General features: G+C 69.6%; 16 protein-coding genes. 12 read left to right on the top strand and 4 right to left on the bottom strand.

Translation table 11 applies throughout. The features are described from left to right. Position 1: 1 nt before the first annotated feature. The 6 genes from trpE (at position 2) to glp (ending at position 5928) form a co-directional block, all read left to right on the top strand. On the top strand, positions 2–1525 hold the full coding sequence (gene trpE / locus BM396_RS04250) for an anthranilate synthase component I (protein WP_043378527.1): 1524 nt from the start codon (positions 2–4) through the stop codon (positions 1523–1525). A 110-nt stretch (positions 1526–1635) separates the two neighbouring features. Next, positions 1636–2250 carry an anthranilate synthase component II gene (locus BM396_RS04245; RefSeq protein ID WP_043378963.1) on the top strand — a complete coding sequence of 205 codons (615 nt, stop codon included), beginning with the start codon at positions 1636–1638 and terminating at the stop codon, positions 2248–2250. A 35-nt stretch (positions 2251–2285) separates the two neighbouring features. Then, positions 2286–3323: an anthranilate phosphoribosyltransferase gene (gene trpD / locus BM396_RS04240; RefSeq protein WP_043378524.1), complete on the top strand. Its 1038-nt coding sequence runs from the start codon at positions 2286–2288 to the stop codon at positions 3321–3323. Then, the gene (trpC, locus tag BM396_RS04235; RefSeq protein WP_043378522.1) at positions 3320–4207 is read left to right on the top strand and encodes an indole-3-glycerol phosphate synthase TrpC; all 888 of its coding nucleotides are present in this window, start codon (positions 3320–3322) and stop codon (positions 4205–4207) included. The genes trpD and trpC overlap by 4 nt, the downstream gene beginning before the upstream one ends. Before the next feature lie 3 nt (positions 4208–4210). Then, positions 4211–4702, top strand: a complete 492-nt coding sequence (gene moaC / locus BM396_RS04230) for a cyclic pyranopterin monophosphate synthase MoaC (protein ID WP_043351646.1) — start codon at positions 4211–4213, stop codon at positions 4700–4702. Then, the gene (gene glp / locus BM396_RS04225; RefSeq protein ID WP_043378519.1) at positions 4699–5928 is read left to right on the top strand and encodes a molybdopterin molybdotransferase MoeA; all 1230 of its coding nucleotides are present in this window, start codon (positions 4699–4701) and stop codon (positions 5926–5928) included. Before moaC ends, glp begins: the two co-directional genes overlap by 4 nt. A gap of 3 nt (positions 5929–5931) precedes the next feature. Here the strand turns inward: glp and BM396_RS04220 are convergent, their stop codons facing one another. Further along, on the bottom strand, positions 5932–7719 hold the full coding sequence (locus tag BM396_RS04220; RefSeq protein WP_043378516.1) for a hypothetical protein: 1788 nt from the start codon (positions 7717–7719) through the stop codon (positions 5932–5934). A gap of 191 nt (positions 7720–7910) precedes the next feature. Here BM396_RS04220 and BM396_RS04215 point away from each other — a divergent pair, with 191 nt between their 5' ends. The 3 genes from BM396_RS04215 to BM396_RS04200 all read left to right on the top strand — a co-directional run bounded on the left by BM396_RS04215 (position 7911) and on the right by BM396_RS04200 (position 11352). After that, positions 7911–9413 carry an NAD(P)/FAD-dependent oxidoreductase gene (locus tag BM396_RS04215; RefSeq protein ID WP_043378513.1) on the top strand — a complete coding sequence of 501 codons (1503 nt, stop codon included), beginning with the start codon at positions 7911–7913 and terminating at the stop codon, positions 9411–9413. A gap of 114 nt (positions 9414–9527) precedes the next feature. Then, the gene (locus tag BM396_RS04210) at positions 9528–10811 is read left to right on the top strand and encodes a PQQ-dependent sugar dehydrogenase (protein WP_043378511.1); all 1284 of its coding nucleotides are present in this window, start codon (positions 9528–9530) and stop codon (positions 10809–10811) included. A 223-nt stretch (positions 10812–11034) separates the two neighbouring features. Then, entirely contained in the window at positions 11035–11352 is a 318-nt protein-coding gene (locus BM396_RS04200; protein ID WP_043351655.1) for a c-type cytochrome, read from the top strand. 158 nt (positions 11353–11510) lie between these two features. Here BM396_RS04200 and lepA read toward each other — a convergent pair whose 3' ends face one another. The 3 genes from lepA to BM396_RS04185 form a co-directional block, all read right to left on the bottom strand. Continuing rightward, the gene (gene lepA, locus BM396_RS04195) at positions 11511–13313 is read right to left on the bottom strand and encodes a translation elongation factor 4 (RefSeq protein ID WP_043351666.1); all 1803 of its coding nucleotides are present in this window, start codon (positions 13311–13313) and stop codon (positions 11511–11513) included. A gap of 373 nt (positions 13314–13686) precedes the next feature. Continuing rightward, a complete protein-coding gene (locus BM396_RS04190) occupies positions 13687–13923 on the bottom strand; it encodes a hypothetical protein (protein ID WP_236952957.1) in 237 nt (78 codons plus the stop codon). A gap of 25 nt (positions 13924–13948) precedes the next feature. Continuing rightward, complete coding sequence (locus BM396_RS04185) at positions 13949–14734, bottom strand: HugZ family pyridoxamine 5'-phosphate oxidase (RefSeq protein WP_051975902.1); 786 nt, start codon at positions 14732–14734, stop codon at positions 13949–13951. A 304-nt stretch (positions 14735–15038) separates the two neighbouring features. On the opposite strand from BM396_RS04185, the gene BM396_RS04180 reads away from it, so the two are divergent. The 3 genes from BM396_RS04180 to BM396_RS04170 all read left to right on the top strand — a co-directional run bounded on the left by BM396_RS04180 (position 15039) and on the right by BM396_RS04170 (position 18015). After that, positions 15039–15749: a response regulator transcription factor gene (locus BM396_RS04180; RefSeq protein WP_043378508.1), complete on the top strand. Its 711-nt coding sequence runs from the start codon at positions 15039–15041 to the stop codon at positions 15747–15749. A gap of 71 nt (positions 15750–15820) precedes the next feature. Beyond that, positions 15821–17575, top strand: a complete 1755-nt coding sequence (locus BM396_RS04175; RefSeq protein ID WP_051975922.1) for a sensor histidine kinase — start codon at positions 15821–15823, stop codon at positions 17573–17575. Continuing rightward, a complete protein-coding gene (locus BM396_RS04170; protein ID WP_043378502.1) occupies positions 17575–18015 on the top strand; it encodes an HPr kinase/phosphorylase in 441 nt (146 codons plus the stop codon). Before BM396_RS04175 ends, BM396_RS04170 begins: the two co-directional genes overlap by 1 nt. Positions 18016–18143: the final 128 nt, after the last annotated feature.

Genomic DNA, 18143 nt, shown 5'->3' with positions numbered 1-18143 from the left:
CATGGCCGAAGCGCCCGATTATGCGGCCTTCGCGGCGCGCTACGAGGCCAGGCAGCCGAGCCTCGTCGCGGTCAGCCTCGTCGCGGATCTGGAGACGCCGGTCGCGGCGTTCCTCAAGCTGCGCGCCGGCCATTCCGGTCCGGCCTTCCTCCTCGAATCGGTCGAGGGTGGTGCCGTGCGCGGCCGATACTCCATGATCGGCCTCGACCCGGACCTGATCTGGCGCTGCCGGGATGGCGCGCCCGCGATCGCGCGCGGTGCCGACCTCACCCGGTTTGAGCCGGATGACCGGGCACCGCTGGCGAGCCTGCGGGCGCTGATCGCCGAGAGCGCCATCGGCGAAGAAGCCGACGGCCAGGATCTGCCGCCGATGGCGGCCGGTCTATTTGGCTATCTCGGCTACGACATGGTCCGCGCCATGGAGCGGCTGCCGGAGCCGAACCCGGATCCCCTCGGCGTGCCGGACGCCATCCTGATGCGTCCGCGGGTCATGGTGGTTTTCGATTCCATCCGCGACCTGATCACCGTTGTGTCGCCGGTGAGGCCCACGGCCGGGACGACGGCCCGGGCCGCCTATGAGGAGGCGCTTCAGCGTCTCGACCGGGTCGCCGCCGCCCTGGAAGGTCCCTTGCCGATCGAGGCGCGGGTGGACCTGTCGGCGGTCGCCCATCCCGAGCCGGTCTCCAACACGTCGCCGGACGCGTTCGCCGCCATGGTGGCGCGCGCCAAGGCGTACATCGTCGCGGGCGACGTGTTCCAGGTGGTGCTGTCCCAGCGCTTCTCGGCGCCGTTCACCCTGCCGGCCTTCAGCCTGTACCGCTCCCTCCGGCGCACGAATCCGGCGCCGTTCCTGTGCTATCTCGATTTCGAGACGTTCCAGATCGTCTGCTCGTCGCCGGAGATCCTCGTCCGGGTGCGCGAGGGGACCGTCACGGTTCGCCCGATCGCCGGAACCCGCCGCCGCGGCGCAACCCCGGCCGAGGATGCCGCGCTCGCCGAGGAACTCCTTGCCGATCCGAAGGAGCGGGCCGAGCACCTCATGCTGCTCGATCTCGGCCGCAACGATGCCGGCCGGGTTTCGCGGATCGGCAGCGTCCGGGTAACCGACTCGTTCTTCATCGAGCGCTACAGCCAGGTCATGCACATCGTGTCGAATGTCGAGGGCGACCTCGATCCACGCCACGATCCCCTCGACGCGCTGGCGGCGGGCTTCCCGGCCGGGACGGTCTCGGGGGCGCCGAAGGTGCGGGCCATGGAAATCATCGACGAGCTGGAGCGCGAGAAGCGCGGGCCGTATGCGGGCTGCATCGGCTATTTCGGTGCCCGGGGCGAGATGGACACCTGCATCGTCCTGCGCACCGCGGTGGTGAAGGATGGTCAGATGCACGTCCAGGCCGGGGCAGGGATCGTGTACGATTCGGATCCTGCCTCCGAGCAGCAGGAATGCGTCAACAAGGCCAAGGCGCTGTTCCGCGCCGCCGAGGAGGCGGTGCGGTTCGCCGCGCAGGCGAAACGGGGGCAGTAGGCGGGGCCGCGAACCGGTTCCGCGCCCGATCCGATTGCCGAACGACGGGGATGGTTGACCGCGCGAATGCGAGCGGTCACATCGCCTGCATGCCCGAGCGTGCCGCCGCGATGCCCAACGTCCTCGTCATCGACAACTACGATTCCTTCACCTGGAATCTCGTGCACCTGATCGGTCCGCTCTGCGGGACCGTCGATGTCGTGCGCAACGACGCGCTCACGATCCCCGACATCCGCGCCAGGGCGCCGGACGCGATCGTGCTGTCGCCCGGGCCATGCACGCCCACGGAGGCGGGTATCTGCCTCGACGTGGTCCGTGATCTGTCCGAGGAGATCCCGATTTTCGGCGTGTGCCTGGGTCTCCAGGCCATCGGACAAGCGTTCGGCGGCGATGTCGTGCGGGCGCCCCTGCCGCTCCACGGCAAGGTATCGACGATCCGGCACGGAGCCCGCGGCCTGTTCCGCGGCCTGAACGACAGCTTCGAGGCGACCCGCTACCACTCCCTCGTGGTCGATCGTGCGACCTGCCCGGCCGCGTTGCGGGTCACCGCGGAGGCGGACGGCCTGATCATGGGGCTCGAGCATGCCGAGCGTCCGCTCCATGGCGTCCAGTTCCATCCCGAGAGCATCCGGTCGCAGCACGGCACGGAGATCGTGAAGAACTTTTTCGATCTTGCCACGGCCTGGAATACGGCGCGTGACAGGACGCGTGCCGACGTGCATTGACGCCGGGAGGCCGGGGCGGCCCTCCGTCAGAAGCCATGGATCGTTTCAGACCCCATCTCGCGAAGGTCGCCGGGGGCCTCGCCCTCGACCGTGCCGAGGCCCGTGCCGCCTTCGACGACCTGTTGTCGGGCGAGGTGACGCCGGTCCAGGCCGGCGCCTTCCTCACCGCCCTTAAGGTGCGCGGCGAGACCGTCGACGAGATCGTCGGCGCCGCCGAGGCCATGCGGCAACGCATGACGCGCGTCGCGGCGCCCGCGAACGCTATCGACGTCGTCGGCACCGGCGGCGACCATTCCGGCAGCGTCAACGTCTCGACGCTGGCCGCCATCCTGGTGGCCGCTTGCGGCGTGCCGGTGGCCAAGCACGGGAATCGCGCCGCGACCTCCCGGTCGGGCGCGGCCGACGTGCTCGCGGCTTTGGGCGTCCGTCTGGGCCTCGATCCGGCCGGGCAGGTGCGCTGCCTCGACGAGGCCGGTCTCTGCTTCCTGTTCGCCCAGGCCCATCACCCGGCGATGCGACACGTGGCGGCGGTTCGCTCCGAACTGCCTGTCCGGACGATCTTCAATTTGCTGGGCCCGCTCAGCAACCCGGCCGGCGTCGGCTATCAGCTCTTCGGCGTCGCCCAGGAGGCGCTGGCCGAACCGCTGACGCGCGTCCTTTCGGAACTCGGCAGCCGCCGGGTCTGGACCGTCCACGGGTCCGACGGGCTCGACGAGATCACCGTCACGGGTCCGACGCGGGTGGTGGCCCTCGATCACGGCAGGCTGTCTCGCTTCACCATCGACCCGCGGGAATTCGGGCTGGCGCTGCGCGCCCCCGAGGAACTGCGCGGCGGCGATCCGGCCGACAATGCCCGGGCGCTTGAGGCCGTTCTGGCCGGCGCCCGCAACGCCTACCGGGATATCGCGGTTCTCAATGCGGGGGCTGCCCTCGTCGTCGCGGGTGCCGCGCAGGCCCTGGCGGACGGCGTCGCGCGGGCGCAGGATGCCGTCGATTCCGGGGCGGCCCGGGCGACGCTCGCCCGCCTTGTCCGGGCTTCGAACGACCACTCCAACGGGGAGGAGGGCCGATGAGCTCGCTGACGCACGACGCGACCCAGCAGACCGGCGCCGAGGCGCCGCCCGAGCGGCCGAACGTCCTCGCGCGGATCGAGGCCTACAAGCGCCGCGAGATCGCCGAAGCGAAGCTGCGCGTGCCGCTCGCCAAGCTGGAACGGCGGGTCGCGCAGGCGGAGCCGGTGCGCGGTTTTGCGGCGGCGATCCGCGCCCACCTCGCCGAGGACCGCCCGGCGCTCATCGCCGAGGTGAAGAAGGCCTCGCCTTCCAAGGGCCTGATCCGCGCCGATTTCGATCCGGCCACCCTGGCCGCCGCCTACGAAGCCGGCGGCGCGACCTGCCTGTCGGTGCTCACCGACGAGCCCTCGTTCCAGGGCCGGCCCGAGTACCTGACGGCGGCGCGCGAAGCCTGCGGGCTTCCGGTGCTGCGCAAGGACTTCCTGTTCGAGCCCTATCAGGTCTACGAAGCGCGGGCCTGGGGCGCCGACTGCATTCTGGTCATCATGGCCTGCCTCGACGACGACGAGGCCGTGGCCCTGGTTGAGACGGCGAATCTCCTCGGCATGGATGTCCTGGTCGAGGTGCATGACGCGGCCGAGCTGACCCGGGCGATCCCCCTCGGTACGGCCCTGATCGGCATCAACAACCGCAATCTCAAGACCTTCGAGGTGTCGTTCGAGACCGCGATCGGGCTCGCGCCGGGCATACCGGCCGATCGCATCGCCGTGGCCGAGAGCGGGATCGGCGACCATGCCGACGTGGTGCGTCTCCGGGACAACGGCCTCGGCGTGGTGCTGGTCGGCGAGAGCCTGATGCGGCAGCCGGACGTCGCGAAGGCGGCCCGGACCCTGCTGTTCGGCGATGCGGAGACCAAGGGCGGCAAGCCGCGGAAGAAGGCTTAAGCGATGGAGCCGGGCTCGACGCTGACCCATCTCGACACCAGCGGCGCGGCCAACATGGTCGACGTCACCGACAAGCCCGCCACCGACCGGACCGCCCGGGCGGAAGGCCAGATCGTGATGAGGCCCGAGACTCTGGCGCTGATCCGCGAGGGCGACGCCAAGAAGGGGGACGTGATCGGCACGGCGCGACTCGCCGGCATCATGGCGGCCAAGCGCACCCACGAGTTGATCCCCCTCTGTCACCCGCTGCTGCTGTCGAAGGTCCGAGTCGAGTGCGAGCCCGACGCGGCGCTGCCGGGCCTGCGCATCGCCGCGGAAGTCCGGGTGCAGGGTCCGACGGGTGTCGAGATGGAGGCCCTGACCGCGGTCTCGGTGGCCTGCCTGACGGTCTACGACATGGTGAAAGCGGTCGATCGCGGCATGCGCATCGAGGGCATACGCCTCATCGCAAAGGACGGCGGTCGCTCGGGCGCGTATCGGGCCCCGCAGGAATGAGCGACCTGATCCCGGTCGCCGAGGCGCTGGCGCGCGTTCTCGCGAGCGTCGCCGGTCCGGTCGAACCCGAAACCGTGCCGCTGGCGCAGGCTGCCGGCCGGACGCTCGCCGCGGATGTCGGTGCCTTCCGTACACAGCCGCCGTTCCCGGCCTCGGCCATGGACGGCTACGCCGTGCGCAGCGCCGACGCCTCAGAGGTGGGGGCATCTCTGCGGATGATCGGCACCAGTGCGGCCGGACACGGCTTCTCGGGACGCATTGGCGCAGGCGAGACGGTGCGGATCTTTACCGGCGCGCCGGTTCCGGAGGGTGCGGATGCGATTCTGATCCAGGAGAATGCGTCCGCGGAGGATGGGACGGTGCGCGTCCTCGAGCCGGTCGAGCCGATGCGGTTCATCCGTCGGGCGGGCCTCGATTTTATTGCGGGCGAAACCATGATCCCGGCCGGCATGAGCCTCGACGCCCGGCGCTTGGCGCTGGCCGCGGCGGCTGGCCATCCGCGCCTCTCCGTGCGGCGGAGGCCGCGGGTTGCGATCCTCGCCACCGGTGATGAGTTGGTGGAGCCCGGGGCGACGCCCGGCTGGGACCAGATCGTCGCTTCGAACAGCCTCGCGCTGGCGGCCCTCGCGGCGGAGGCGGGTGCCGACATCATCGATCTCGGAATCGCGGCCGACGACCACGCCGCCCTGGCGGATGCGTTCCGTCGGGCCCGCGAGGCGCGGGCCGACCTGCTCGTGACCCTCGGGGGCGCCTCCGTCGGCGACCACGATCTGGTTCAGAGCGCGCTCGCCAAGGAGGGACTGGACCTCGGGTTCTGGCGGGTCGCCCTCCGTCCGGGCAAGCCGCTGATGCACGGCCGCCTCGGCGACATGCTGGTGATCGGATTGCCGGGCAATCCGGTCTCGTCGATCGTCTGCGGGCTGCTGTTCGTGGTCCCGGCCATCCGTGCGCTCCAGGGGGATCCGCAGGCGGGCGTCGACCGCAGCGAGCCGGCGAGGCTCGGCCGCGACCTTTCGGCGAATGACGGCCGCGCCGACTACATGCGCGCGAGCCTCACCGTGGAACCTGGCCAGCTGCCCATCGCGACCGCCGAGCAGCGCCAGGATTCCTCCATGCTGGGCGTTCTCGGACGCTCTGAGGCCCTGCTCATCCGCGCGCCGCACGCGCCGGCCGCGACCGCCGGCGATCTTTGCCGGATCATCCGTCTCGATCGTCGCCTGTTTTGACGCTCAGGGCATCACGCGCCACGCCTTGAGAGGGCCAGGCAGGTCCAGCGGCATCAGGCGGGCGCTCCGGACGCTGCCCTGGGCGAGTCGCGTGGCGAAGGCCGTCTCGGCCTGAAGATCGTCGGCCGGCCGGGCCGGGCAAGCGACGAGGTATTGAACGCCGAACTCCGTCAGCACCCGGTCGAGGTCGGCCTCGGTACCGCCCAGCCCTTCGATTGCGGCCGTGAGTCCGGGAATCGCCCGGTGATACGGCGCGGCCACGATCTTATGCGGTGTCCGCAACAGGATCGACGGTCCCAGGACGATCGGCGCCAGCACGGTGCCCTCCGGCAGGGCCGCGAGAGGGCTTACGGCGGCATCGCTGAGGCAGGCTGTGACCTCGGCCGCATCCGGCGCGGTGCGCAGGTCCGGCGCCAACGCTCCGAACAGGAGCGCCGGGATCATCCAGAGGCAACTGATCATTCCGGCGCCGAGGAGCGCGATCTGCCAGCGTGGGCCATCGGCAGGCGGGCCTGCGGCGCGCGCCAGCGCCCGATCAAGGATGATGCCCGCCACCAGCGGCACGAAGCCGGAAGCGATGTAGAGGCCGCGGAACTGAACGATGCCGAGGATCAGCCCGGGCCACAGGAACAGCGCCATCACCGACCAAGCCCGACGCTCCGGCCCGCACCAGGCCATCCCGGATGCGGTGAAGGTCGCGAGGATCACGACGGGATAGAAGACCAGCGCCTCCCACTGGCCGCGCGCCACGAATTTCGTCAGTGGCGCCATCTCGTTGACGGTCAGCAGCCAATGGATCCGCACGAGAGGCGGCATGTCCGGGAAGGGGCCGCCGAGGCAGGCCGGGAAGGCGCCGACGAACCCGACCAGAAGGACGCATCCGGCCAAGCCTGCGAGGGCGAGCCGGGCGCGGATCGTCGCGAGGCGCTCTCCCGCGACGGCGACGCCGATGGCGAAGACGAGGCCGCCCACGGTCAGCCAGAGCCACGGTGGCGAGAGCGCGTCGCAGTGCGAGACACCCCAGAGGGAAGGCGCTGTCTGCACGGCGAACAATGCGGGCGCGGCGGCCCCGAGCCCGAGACCAAAGCCCGCCAGCGGGGCACGGGCGGGCGCTCCGCGCAGGCACCAGTCGCCCGTGAGATACAAGGCGGCCAGCGCCACGTAGGGCAGCCCCTCAAGCCCGATCGCCAGGGAGACGGCGGCCAGAATCCCACCGATCACCCCCCGCTTCAGATCGCCGCCGATCATGCAGAAGGCGAGGCCGAGGATCGCGATGATCTGCAGATTGTGATGATCGACCCGGCCTGCCTGGAACTGGATCGTGACACCGTAGGTCTGCGTCGCCGCCACCAGGGCCAGGAGCGCGGCCCGGCTCCCGAAGCTGTGCCGGACGCCGCGATACAGAACCCAGCCGTAGAGCCCGAAAAGCACCATGGGCCAGAAGGCGGCTGTGAGGCCTTCCGCCAGCGCGCGACCTGTCAGGGGCGTGAGCCCCAGGATCATCGCCGCGATGGGCGCATCCACGAGGCGCGACCAGTGGCTGGGCGTGCCGGCCGGGGCCAGGAACCGGTACTGGACGTTGTCGAACCAGCCCTGTCCGGCCAGCAGGTCGCGGACTTCCACGAGGCGCATGGCGTCGTCGGTATCCGGAACCCGCAGGTGCCGGATCGTCTCCCACACCGCGTGGGGCGCGTTCATCGTCGCGATGCAGAGGGCGGCGAGCACCCACAGGAGCGTGCGGGTCTCGATCCGCCGGCGCGGTCGGGAGGGCAGGGGCGCCGGAGCCGGCATGGTTGGATCACCCGGGCGGGCGGTCGATGCCCTCGCCGTCATGCTGGCGCGGTTCGGCTTAACGCGCGGTCAAGGGACATCGGCCGCGCGTTCCCGCCGCCGCGCCAGCGATTCCTTAACCACGACCCGGCATCCTGCCGTCCGGTCGGCGTCCTGCGCGTCGCGCGCCGCACCAATCGCCGGAGCATGGGATGAGCCACCACACCGAGACGCTGGTGATCGGCGCGGGGCCCGCGGGTCTGACCGCCGCCTACCTGCTGTCGAAGAAGGGGCGCTCCGTCACCGTCCTGGAGCGGGATCCGGCGCAGGTCGGCGGGATCTCGCGAACCGTTTCCCACAACGGCTACCTGTTCGATATCGGCGGCCACCGCTTCTTCTCGAAGTCGCAGGCCGTGGTCGATCTCTGGGACGAGATCCTTCCCAACGACTTCATCGAGCGGCCGCGCCTGTCCCGGATCTACTATCGCGGCCGGTACTACGCCTACCCGCTCAAGGCCTTCGAAGCACTCCGCAACCTCGGCGTCTTCACCAGTGCGGCCTGCGTTGCCTCCTACCTCTATGCCCGCCTGCGGCCGGTCGAGGAGCCGAAGACCTTCCACGCCTGGGTGCGCAACCAGTTCGGCGAGCGCCTGTTCGCGATCTTCTTCAAGACCTACACCGAGAAGGTGTGGGGCATGTCCTGCGACGCGATCTCGGCCGACTGGGCGGCGCAGCGCATCAAGGGGCTCGACCTCGGCGCGGCGATCCGCGACGGCATCAAGCGCTCCCTGGGCCTGCGCAAGCGGGCCCCGGCCGGCGGTCCCGTCATCAAGACGCTGATCGAGTCGTTCCGCTATCCGCGCCGGGGACCCGGCATGATGTGGGAGGCCGCCGCCGCCAAGATCGAGGCCCAGGGCGGCCACCTGCGCCTCGACCGCAGCGTCGATTCCCTCAGCTACGATGCCGGGACCGGCATCTGGACGGTGGCGGCCCGCCGCGCCGACGGCAGCCGCGAGACCTTCACGGCCCGCAACGTCATCTCGTCCGCGCCGGTCCGTGAGCTGGTCGACGCGATCCGCCCGCGGCCGCTCAGCACCTTCAACGCCCGGGCGCTGAAGTACCGCGATTTCCTGACGGTGGCGCTGATCGCCAAGTCCGACAAGAACTTCCCGGACAACTGGATCTACATCCACGACCCGTCGGTGAAGGTCGGCCGGGTGCAGAATTTCCGCTCGTGGTCCCCCGAGATGGTGCCGGACGCGGACCATACCTGCCTGGGCCTCGAATATTTCTGCTTCGAGGGCGACGGCCTCTGGAACGCCGACGATGCCGAGCTGGTGGAGCTCGCCAAGCGCGAGATCGGTCAGATCGGCCTGATCGACCCGGCCGACGTGGTCGATGCCTGCGTGGTCCGCCAGCCGAAGGCCTACCCGGTCTACGACGAGGAATATGCCGGCCACGTCGTCACCGTGCGGCGGGAGCTGGAGCGGGATTTCCCGACCCTGCACCTCGTCGGCCGCAACGGCATGCACAAGTACAACAACCAGGACCACGCGATGATGACCGCGATGCTGACCGTGGAGAACATCCTCTGCGGCCGGCGGCGGCACGACGTCTGGCGGGTCAACGAGGACGCCGAGTACACGGAGGCCGGCGTGTCGGGGGCCGAGGCGGCGCTGGGCAGCGAGCGTCTCGTGCCGCGCAAGGTCGCCTGACGCGCAACAGCACCGGGCCCGCGTCACCGAAGCGGCTTGCCGGTCTCTCCCGCGCCCCTATCGTTCCCTTCCGGTAATGCCCTGAACCGAGGGCCGCCGGGAGGATTTGTTTCGATGCGATCTCTGCTTCTCGCCGCGCTCGTCGCGGGCGTGGCCATGCCGGCGGCGGTTCTGCCCGCCCTGTCGCAGGGCGCCGCCCCTGCCGAGACCAAGGCCAAGACCGACGATCTGGAGAAGCTCGAGGGCTTCCACAGCACGGACACGCAGGCCGCCGCCGAAATCCCGCAGACCGGCCGGCGCGCCGACGCGATCCGCAAGAACCTGTCGAAGATCAAGCTGCCGGACGGCTTCAAGATCGATCTCTATGCCGTGGTGCCGGATGCCCGCGCCATCGCGGTCGGCCCGAATGCCGGGGTGCTGTTCGTCGGCACGCGCAAGAGCAAGATCTTCACGGTCACCGACCGCGACAAGGACCGGGTCGCCGACGAGGTCCGGCCCTTCGCGCCGGGCATCGCGTTCAAGATCCCCAACGGCGTCTGCTTCTCGAAGGACGGCGTGCTCACCGTGGTGGAGCAGAACCGCGTCCTGGCCTTCCCGGCCGCCGAGTTCTTCTACGAGAATCCGGACGTCGCCGCCGGCGTGCTGGTCAAGCAGGGCGCGCTGATCCCGGCCTCCGAGGAGAGCTTCAACCACACCGCCCGGGTCTGCCGGGTCGGGCCGGACGGCAAGACCTACATCGCGCTGGGCCAGCCCTACAACGTGCCGCCGCCCGAGAAGATGGATCTCTACAAGAAGACCGGTATCGGCGGCATCATCCGCATCGATGCCGACGGCAAGAACCGCGAGGTCTACGCCACCGGCATCCGCAACTCGGTGGGGATGGACTTCAACACCGACAAGTCCCTCTGGTTCACCGACAACCAAGTGGACGGCATGGGCGACGACAAGCCGCCGGGCGAACTCAACCGCGCCACCAAGGCCGGCGAGAATTTCGGTTTCCCGTGGTTCGGCGGCGGTGCGGTCCGCACGGTGGAGTACAAGGACCAGACCCCGCCGGCCGACGCCGTCGCGCCGCAGGCCGAACTGCCCCCGCACGCGGCCGATCTCGGCATGACCTTCTACAACGGCAAGCAGTTCCCGGCCTCCTACAAGGGCGGGATCTTCATCGCCGAGCACGGGTCCTGGAACCGCACCGAGCCGGTGGGCGCCCGGGTGATGTTCGCCAAGCTCGGCGCCGACGGGAAGGTGGAATCGGTGAAGCCCTTCGCCGAGGGCTGGCTCACCGGCGACGGCGAGTATCTCGGCCGCCCGGTGGACGTGGCGGTGATGCTCGACGGCTCGCTGCTGGTCTCGGACGATTCCGCCGGGGCGATCTATCGAATCTCCTACGAGAAGTAGTGTCTTGTGACGGGGCGCCCCTCACCGAGAGGGACGCCCCGTCGCGCACGGGCGCGACGCACCCCCTCTCCCGTCCGGGAGAGGGTCGGGGTGAGGGGTGCGCCGTCTCCGGAAAGATCCGATCCCTCACCCTGTCCCTCTCCCGCACGGGAGAGGGGACCCGCGCCCCGTCCGGAAGCGCGGGTGCCAGTCTCCACCGGTCCGAGAGTTCGAGCCCGCCCCGATGATCCGCTTGCTTCTCCTCCTTGCCGCCACGCTCGTCCCGCTCTCGGCCGAGGCCGGCGACGCTGCCGCGGGCAAGAAGCGCGCGACCGCCTGCCAGACCTGCCACGGGATGGACGGGCTCTCGAAGCTGCCGGAGGCGCCGAACCTCGCGGGTCAGGTCGAGCCCTACCTCGTGAAGGCGCTCACCGAGTACCGCGACGGCAAGCGGCAGAACGAGATCATGAACGTGGTCGCGAAGGAGCTGTCGGACGCGGATATCGCCAATCTGGCGGCGTATTATGCGGGGATCCAGATCGACGTGCTGCCGCCGGGGTAGACGCTCTTTTTGCGCCCCGCAGCGTCGCTGCGCTCGCAACGACGGAAAAGGCCGGTTCCCGTTTCAGAACCGGCCATCACGTTCGAACGCAAAAGCAAGATCGGCTCTCGCGTCTTCCTCGTGACAGATGACGGAAAGCGCCTCACCAACGCGGCGCCTCAATCGTCCATCTTCAGCGCCGCGATGAACGCTTCCTGCGGGATCTCGACGCGCCCGAACTGGCGCATCTTCTTCTTGCCTTCCTTCTGCTTGTCCAGAAGCTTGCGCTTGCGCGAGATGTCGCCGCCGTAGCACTTGGCGGTGACGTCCTTGGACAGAGCCTTGATCGTCTCGCGGGCGATAATCTTGCCGCCGATCGCCGCCTGGACGGGGATCTGGAACAGGTGGCGGGGAATCAGGTCCTTGAGCTTCTCGCACATGGCCCGGCCGCGCGATTCGGCGCGGGTGCGGTGGACCAGCATCGACAGGGCGTCCACCGGCTCGGCATTCACCAGGATCGACATCTTCACGAGATCGCCCTCGCGGTAATCCGAGACGTGGTAATCGAAGGAGGCGTAGCCCTTCGAAATCGACTTCAGCCGGTCGTAGAAATCGAACACCACCTCGTTCAGCGGCAGGTCGTAGACCACCATGGCGCGCTTGCCGACGTAGTTGAGGTCGATCTGGACGCCCCGGCGGTCCTGGCAGAGCTTCAGCACGCCGCCGAGATACTCGTCGGGCGTCAGGATCGTGGCGCGGATCCAGGGCTCCTCGATCGATTCGATCTTCATGATGTCCGGCATGTCGGCCGGGTTGTGCAGCTCCTTCACCTCCCCGTCGCGCATCTTCAGGCGGTAGACCACCGAGGGCGCGGTCGAGATCAGGTCGAGGTTGAACTCGCGCTCAAGCCGCTCTTGGATGATCTCCAGGTGCAGGAGCCCGAGGAAGCCGCAGCGGAAGCCGAAGCCGAGGGCGGCCGAAGACTCCATCTCGTAGGAGAAGGAGGCGTCGTTGAGCCGCAGCCGGCCCATGGCCGAGCGGAGATTCTCGAACTCGGCCGCGTCCACCGGGAACAGGCCGCAGAACACCACCGCCTGGACTTCCTTGAAGCCCGGCAGCATCTCGGTGGTCTGGCGCTTGTCCTCGGTGATGGTGTCGCCGACGCGGGTGTCGGCCACCTCCTTGATCGAGCCGGTGAAGAAGCCGACCTCGCCCGGGCCGAGGGCGTCGATATCGGCCATCTTCGGCCGGAATACGCCGATCCGGTCGACGCCGTAGACCGCGTCGGCACCCATCATGCGGATGGTCATGCCCTTCTTGAGGGTGCCGTCGATGATCCGCACCAGCACGACGACGCCGAGATAGGCGTCGTACCAGCTGTCCACGAGGAGCGCCTTCAGCGGCGCGTCGCTCTTGCCCTTCGGCGGCGGCAGGCGGGTGACGATCGCCTCCAGCACCGCCTCGATGTTCAGCCCGGTCTTGGCCGAGATCGGCACCGCGTCGGAGGCATCGAGGCCGATCACCTCCTCGATCTGCTCCTTCACCCGGTCCGGCTCGGCCGCCGGCAGGTCGACCTTGTTGAGGACGGGCACGATCTCGTGGTTGGCGTCGAGCGCCTGATAGACGTTGGCGAGGGTCTGCGCCTCCACGCCCTGCGAGGCGTCAACCACGAGGAGAGACCCCTCGCAGGCGGCGAGCGAGCGCGACACCTCGTAGGCGAAGTCCACGTGGCCGGGCGTGTCCATCAGGTTCAGGACGTAATCCTTGCCGTCCTGCGCCTTGTATTCCAGGCGCACGGTCTGCGCCTTGATGGTGATGCCGCGCTCCTTTTCGATATCCATCGAGTCGAGCATCTGCTCGCTCATGTCGCGGAGCGCGACGGTGCCGGTGGCCTGGATCAGCCGGTCGGCCAAGGTCGATTTGCCGTGGTCGATATGTGCGACGATCGAGAAATTGCGGATGGATTCGATCGGGGCTGTCATCGGCATTCCGTTCGGGCGCACGCCGGCGCGCACCCTCTGACGTCGGGACGTATTCGAGAAGATCGGCTCCCGCGCGAGATAGCAGCGCCGCGGGAAGGCGCCAAGCGCGGCCTAAGCGCCTGAGGACCGGCGCCGACGCGATGAGGGTCCCGTCCCGTCATTCCGGGCGGGCGCAGAAGGGCCCGAATACCGGAACCGTACCGGCTGGCGCCGTCGGATCCCGCCGGGTGTCCCGGTCGCGGGCTGCGCGTCGCGGTCCCGGGATGACGGAGGGCATGGACCCGGTCGTCCGGTCCGCGGACAAACGACGGGGGCCGACGCGTGCCGGCCCCCGGGTGAACGACGGGACTGTCGCCGACGATCGTCCGTCCGATCAGCGACCGCGGTCGCGGATCAGGCGCTCGATCTCGGCCTCTCCATGGGAGCGCGCCTTGGCCTCGGTCGGATGTTTCCGGTCCGAGCGCTGGTGCAGCTTGCCGTGCTTGCGGATGCTCCACTGGAACAGGGAGCCGCTCTCGCCGACCGGCTCCACATCGAGGCTGAAGGGGTAGGTATCAGTCTGGGTATCGCTCATCGCCCCGATATGGGGCACGCAGCGACTTTTCGCCATGCCTGATCGTGAAGTCCTTGCGCGTTCACGCGTCCGCACCGGTCGCGCGCGCCCGCGCGGCCATGGCAACGAGACTTTTGCGCAGCGCACCCATGTCGGTGACGCGCTCCGGATAGGGGGCCCGGACGGTGCGATCGCCCGCCATCAGGTCCATGCCCTCGGGGTCGAGGCCGGTGAGCCGCCAGGGCAGCCCGGCCTCGCCGCCCGCGCCCGCGGCGTAGAGCGCCAACGCGTCCGCATGGTCGGCGTTCATATGCTCCACGGCGCCGCGCTCGCCGGCCACGATCGGCTGCGCGTCCGAGAGATCGAGGAGGAGCTGGTCCCGGGTCAGCGTCGCGGCCTTGGCGAAGCCGCCGTTGAGATGGCCGGCGTCCGGCGCGAGGGCGAAGAAGCCGAAATCGGGGAAATCGGCGTAGAGCTTGGCCTTCGGGTGGCGGGCCAGGAACCGCTCGCGCGCCCGCGCCTCAGGTGTCTGGACGGCGCGGCCGACCACCGTCAGCCGGGGATGGGCGAGGGGATCGCCCTTGCCGCCCTGCGCGAACAGCAGCGAGCAGCGCGGCTCGGCGAGCAGGTTGCGGGTATGGGCCGACAGCCGCGACAGCAGCATCAGCGGCGTGCCGTCCACGTCGGTGGCGATGGTGACGAGGGACGCGAAGGGCGTGCCGTCCGGATCCAGGGTCGCGAGGGCACCCGAACGGATGCTGCGCAGGAGCATCCGCGACAGGCCGATCGCGTCGAACGGCGCCGCCTCGGCGGGCAGCGGACGGGCCGGTCCGCCGGGACCCGGACCCGTGTCCATCGTCTCGCCCATCCGCGATTCCTCCCCGGTCCGAATTGCCGCCGCATTCCGCCGCCATGTTAGCGATCTGCTGCAGCGCGCGCGAGGCGTCCAAACCGCGTCAGATGGGCCGCGGCGTGCCGCTGTTACGGCCAAGCTATGACCGCCGCTCGCTTTTTCCGATCGGTCGTACTAAAGCACCTGTCCCTTTGCGTGTGCCGGGCTGCGCCGAAACTGCCCGGTTCGCGTTTTCGTCTGCCCCTCGTGGGCCGGGATGCGGCGCGGCCTGTGCGTAGAGCCGGGACCGCGCCTGAGCCCGTTCAGTCAGGGACCGCGCATGCCGACCATCGCCCTCGTCGACGACGACCGGAACATCCTCACCTCTGTGTCGATCGCGCTGGAGACCGAAGGTTACCGCATCCAGACCTACACGGACGGCGCCTCCGCCCTGGACGGTCTGCGCCATTCGCCGCCCGATCTCGCGATCTTCGACATCAAGATGCCGCGCATGGACGGGATGGAGCTTCTCCGACGCCTGCGGCAGAAATCCGACCTTCCCGTGATCTTCCTGACCTCGAAGGACGAGGAGATCGACGAGCTGTTCGGCCTCAAGATGGGCGCGGACGACTTCATCCATAAACCGTTCTCGCAGCGGCTCCTCGTGGAGCGGGTCAAGGCGGTGCTCCGACGCTTCGCCAAGGAGGCCCCCGGCAGCGCGCCCCGGGGCGAGGCCGAGGTGGCGGCCCGGTCGCTGGAGCGCGGCGCGCTGATGATGGATCCCGAGCGCCACACCTGCACGTGGAAGGGCGAGCCGGTGACCCTGACGGTCACGGAGTTCCTGATTCTGCAGGCGCTCGCGCAGCGCCCCGGCGTGGTGAAGAGCCGCAACGCCCTGATGGACGCGGCCTACGACGATCAGGTCTATGTCGATGACCGGACCATCGACAGCCACATCAAGCGGCTGCGCAAGAAGTTTAAGGTTACCGACCAGAGCTTCGACATGATCGAGACGCTCTACGGCGTCGGCTACCGCTTCAAGGAGGCGTGATCTCCAGGATCCGCCCCGTGACCGCCCGGACCACCCAGCCCCAGACCGAGGATGCCCCGCCCCGCGCCTCCCTGGCCCAGATTCTGTCCCGACCGCTCGGCCTGCCCCGCGCCGTGTGGGACGCGATCGGCCAGCGCGCCTCGTCGAGCCTGACGCGCCGCATCGTCGTCCTCAACCTCGTCGGGCTGATCGCGCTGCTCGTCGGGTTCCTCTACCTGAACCAGTTCCGCCAGGGCCTGATCCAGGCCCGGATCCAGAGCCTCGCCATCCAGGGCGAGATCATCGCGGGGGCGATCGCCGCCTCGGCCTCGGTGGACACCGACACGATCCGCATCGATCCCGACAAGCTGCTCCAGCAGCAGGCCGGCGAGGCGGCGGAGGAGGAATCGCAGCCGCTCGCCTTCTCGCTCAACCCCGAGAAGGTGGCGCCGCTCCTGTCGCGCCTCGTGACGCCGACGGGCAACCGCGCCCGGGTCTACGATCAGGAGGGCGGCCTCCTGTTCGACACCCGCACCCTGTTCAAGCGCGGCGACGCCAGCCGGCCCGATCCGCTGGAGCCCAAGCCCCACAAGCCCGGGATGCTCGAATCCGCCTTCGAGACAATCCAGGCGAAGCTCGGCGGCCTGTTCCGCAGCCGGACCGAGACCGCCGAGGAGACCGGGCCGGTGAACGGCCACTCCCTCCGGGAGGTCCAGGCGGCGCTCGGCGGCAACCGCGGCAGCCTCGTGCGCCGCAACAAGCTCGGCGAGACCACCGTGTCGGTGGCGGTGCCGATCCACCGGGCCGGCTCGGTCCGCGGCGCCCTGCTGATCTCGACCCAGGGCGACGCCATCGACCGGGTCATCGCCTCGGAGCGGTTCGGCCTGCTCCAGGTCTTCCTCGTCGCCTCGGCGGTGATGGTGGTGCTGTCGTTCCTGCTGGCCGGCGCCATCGCGGGGCCGGTGCGCCGCCTCGCCGAGGCCGCCGAGAAGGTCCGGATGGGCATCAAGACCCGCGAGGAGATCCCCGATTTCACCGAGCGGACCGACGAGATCGGCCATCTGTCCGGCGCCCTGCGCGACATGACCCAGGCGCTCTACCGGCGGATCGACGCCATCGAGAGCTTCGCGGCCGATGTCAGCCACGAGCTGAAAAATCCGCTCACGTCGCTGCGCAGCGCGGTGGAGACCCTGCCCCTCGCCAAGACCGACGAATCCCGCGGCCGCCTGATGGCGATCATCCAGCACGACGTGAAGCGCCTCGACCGGCTGATCAGCGACATCGCGGACGCCTCGCGGCTCGATGCGGAACTCGCGCGCGCCGAAGCCCGGCGCGTGGATCTCCGGCGGCTTCTCACCACCGTCGTCTCCGTGGCCAACGAGCGGCGGCGCCCGAAGGACTGCCTGATCCAGCTCGACGTCGAATCGATCGGATCGGAGCAGGACGCGCCCTTCACGATCATCGGCCACGACAGCCGGCTCGGCCAGGTGGTCAACAACCTCCTCGACAACGCCCGGTCGTTCTCGCCGAGCGACGCGAAGGTCCGGGTGGTGCTGCGCCGGGTCCGCGGTGAGGTGGAGATGATCTGCGAGGACGAGGGTCCGGGCATCCCGGAGCACGCCCTGGAGCGGATCTTCGAGCGCTTCTACACCGACCGGCCCGAGCAGGGCTTCGGCCAGAATTCAGGGCTCGGCCTGTCGATCTCCCGCCAGATCGTCCAGGCCCATCGCGGCACGATCCGCGCCGAGAACCGGCCCGGCGCCCCGGATGAGGATGGCGAGCCCACCGTGCGCGGCGCCCGCTTCGTGGTCCGCCTGCCGGCGGCCCCGCGGCAACTCCACGCCTGATGGTCACCCTTCACGGCGCCTGTATCGCGCTGTGCGAGACCGGGATCCTGATTCGCGGCCCGTCGGGCGCCGGCAAATCCAGTCTCGCGCTCCTGCTCGCCAACGCGGCCGACGGGGCCTTCGTGGCCGACGACCGCGTCGTCTGCACGGTGCGCGAAGGGCGACTCGTGGCCTGTCCCCATCCGAGCCTCGCCGGACGGGTCGAGATCCGGGGGCAGGGGATCCTGCCCGTGGCCGAGTTCGGCATCCCGTTCCGCCCGGAGGTGGTTCTGGACCTCGCCGTCGATCTCGTGGAGACGGCACCGCGCCTGCCGGAGCCCCCCGAGGCGGCGGCGCTCCTCGGCCTGACCCTGCCGCGCCTCGTTCTCGACCGGGGCGCGCGCGCCGCCGGCCTCGCGCCGCTGCTCATCCGTGCGGCACTGCGAAAGCATCGGCCGTGACTTCGCAGCCGCACAGGCGGTTCGATTCGCCTAAGACTGGTATACCCCCATGGCGCAGCCGCTGCGGCCGTGGCATGATCGCGGAAATGTCCGGGCAAAAAAGTCGCGTTCGCCTTGTGGGGGGCTGT

This window comes from Methylobacterium sp. UNCCL125 (assembly GCF_900116795.1).
Lineage (GTDB): Bacteria > Pseudomonadota > Alphaproteobacteria > Rhizobiales > Beijerinckiaceae > Methylobacterium > Methylobacterium fujisawaense.
The sequence above is the reverse complement of the archived record's forward strand: the minus strand, read 5'-3'. Positions and strand labels throughout refer to the sequence as shown.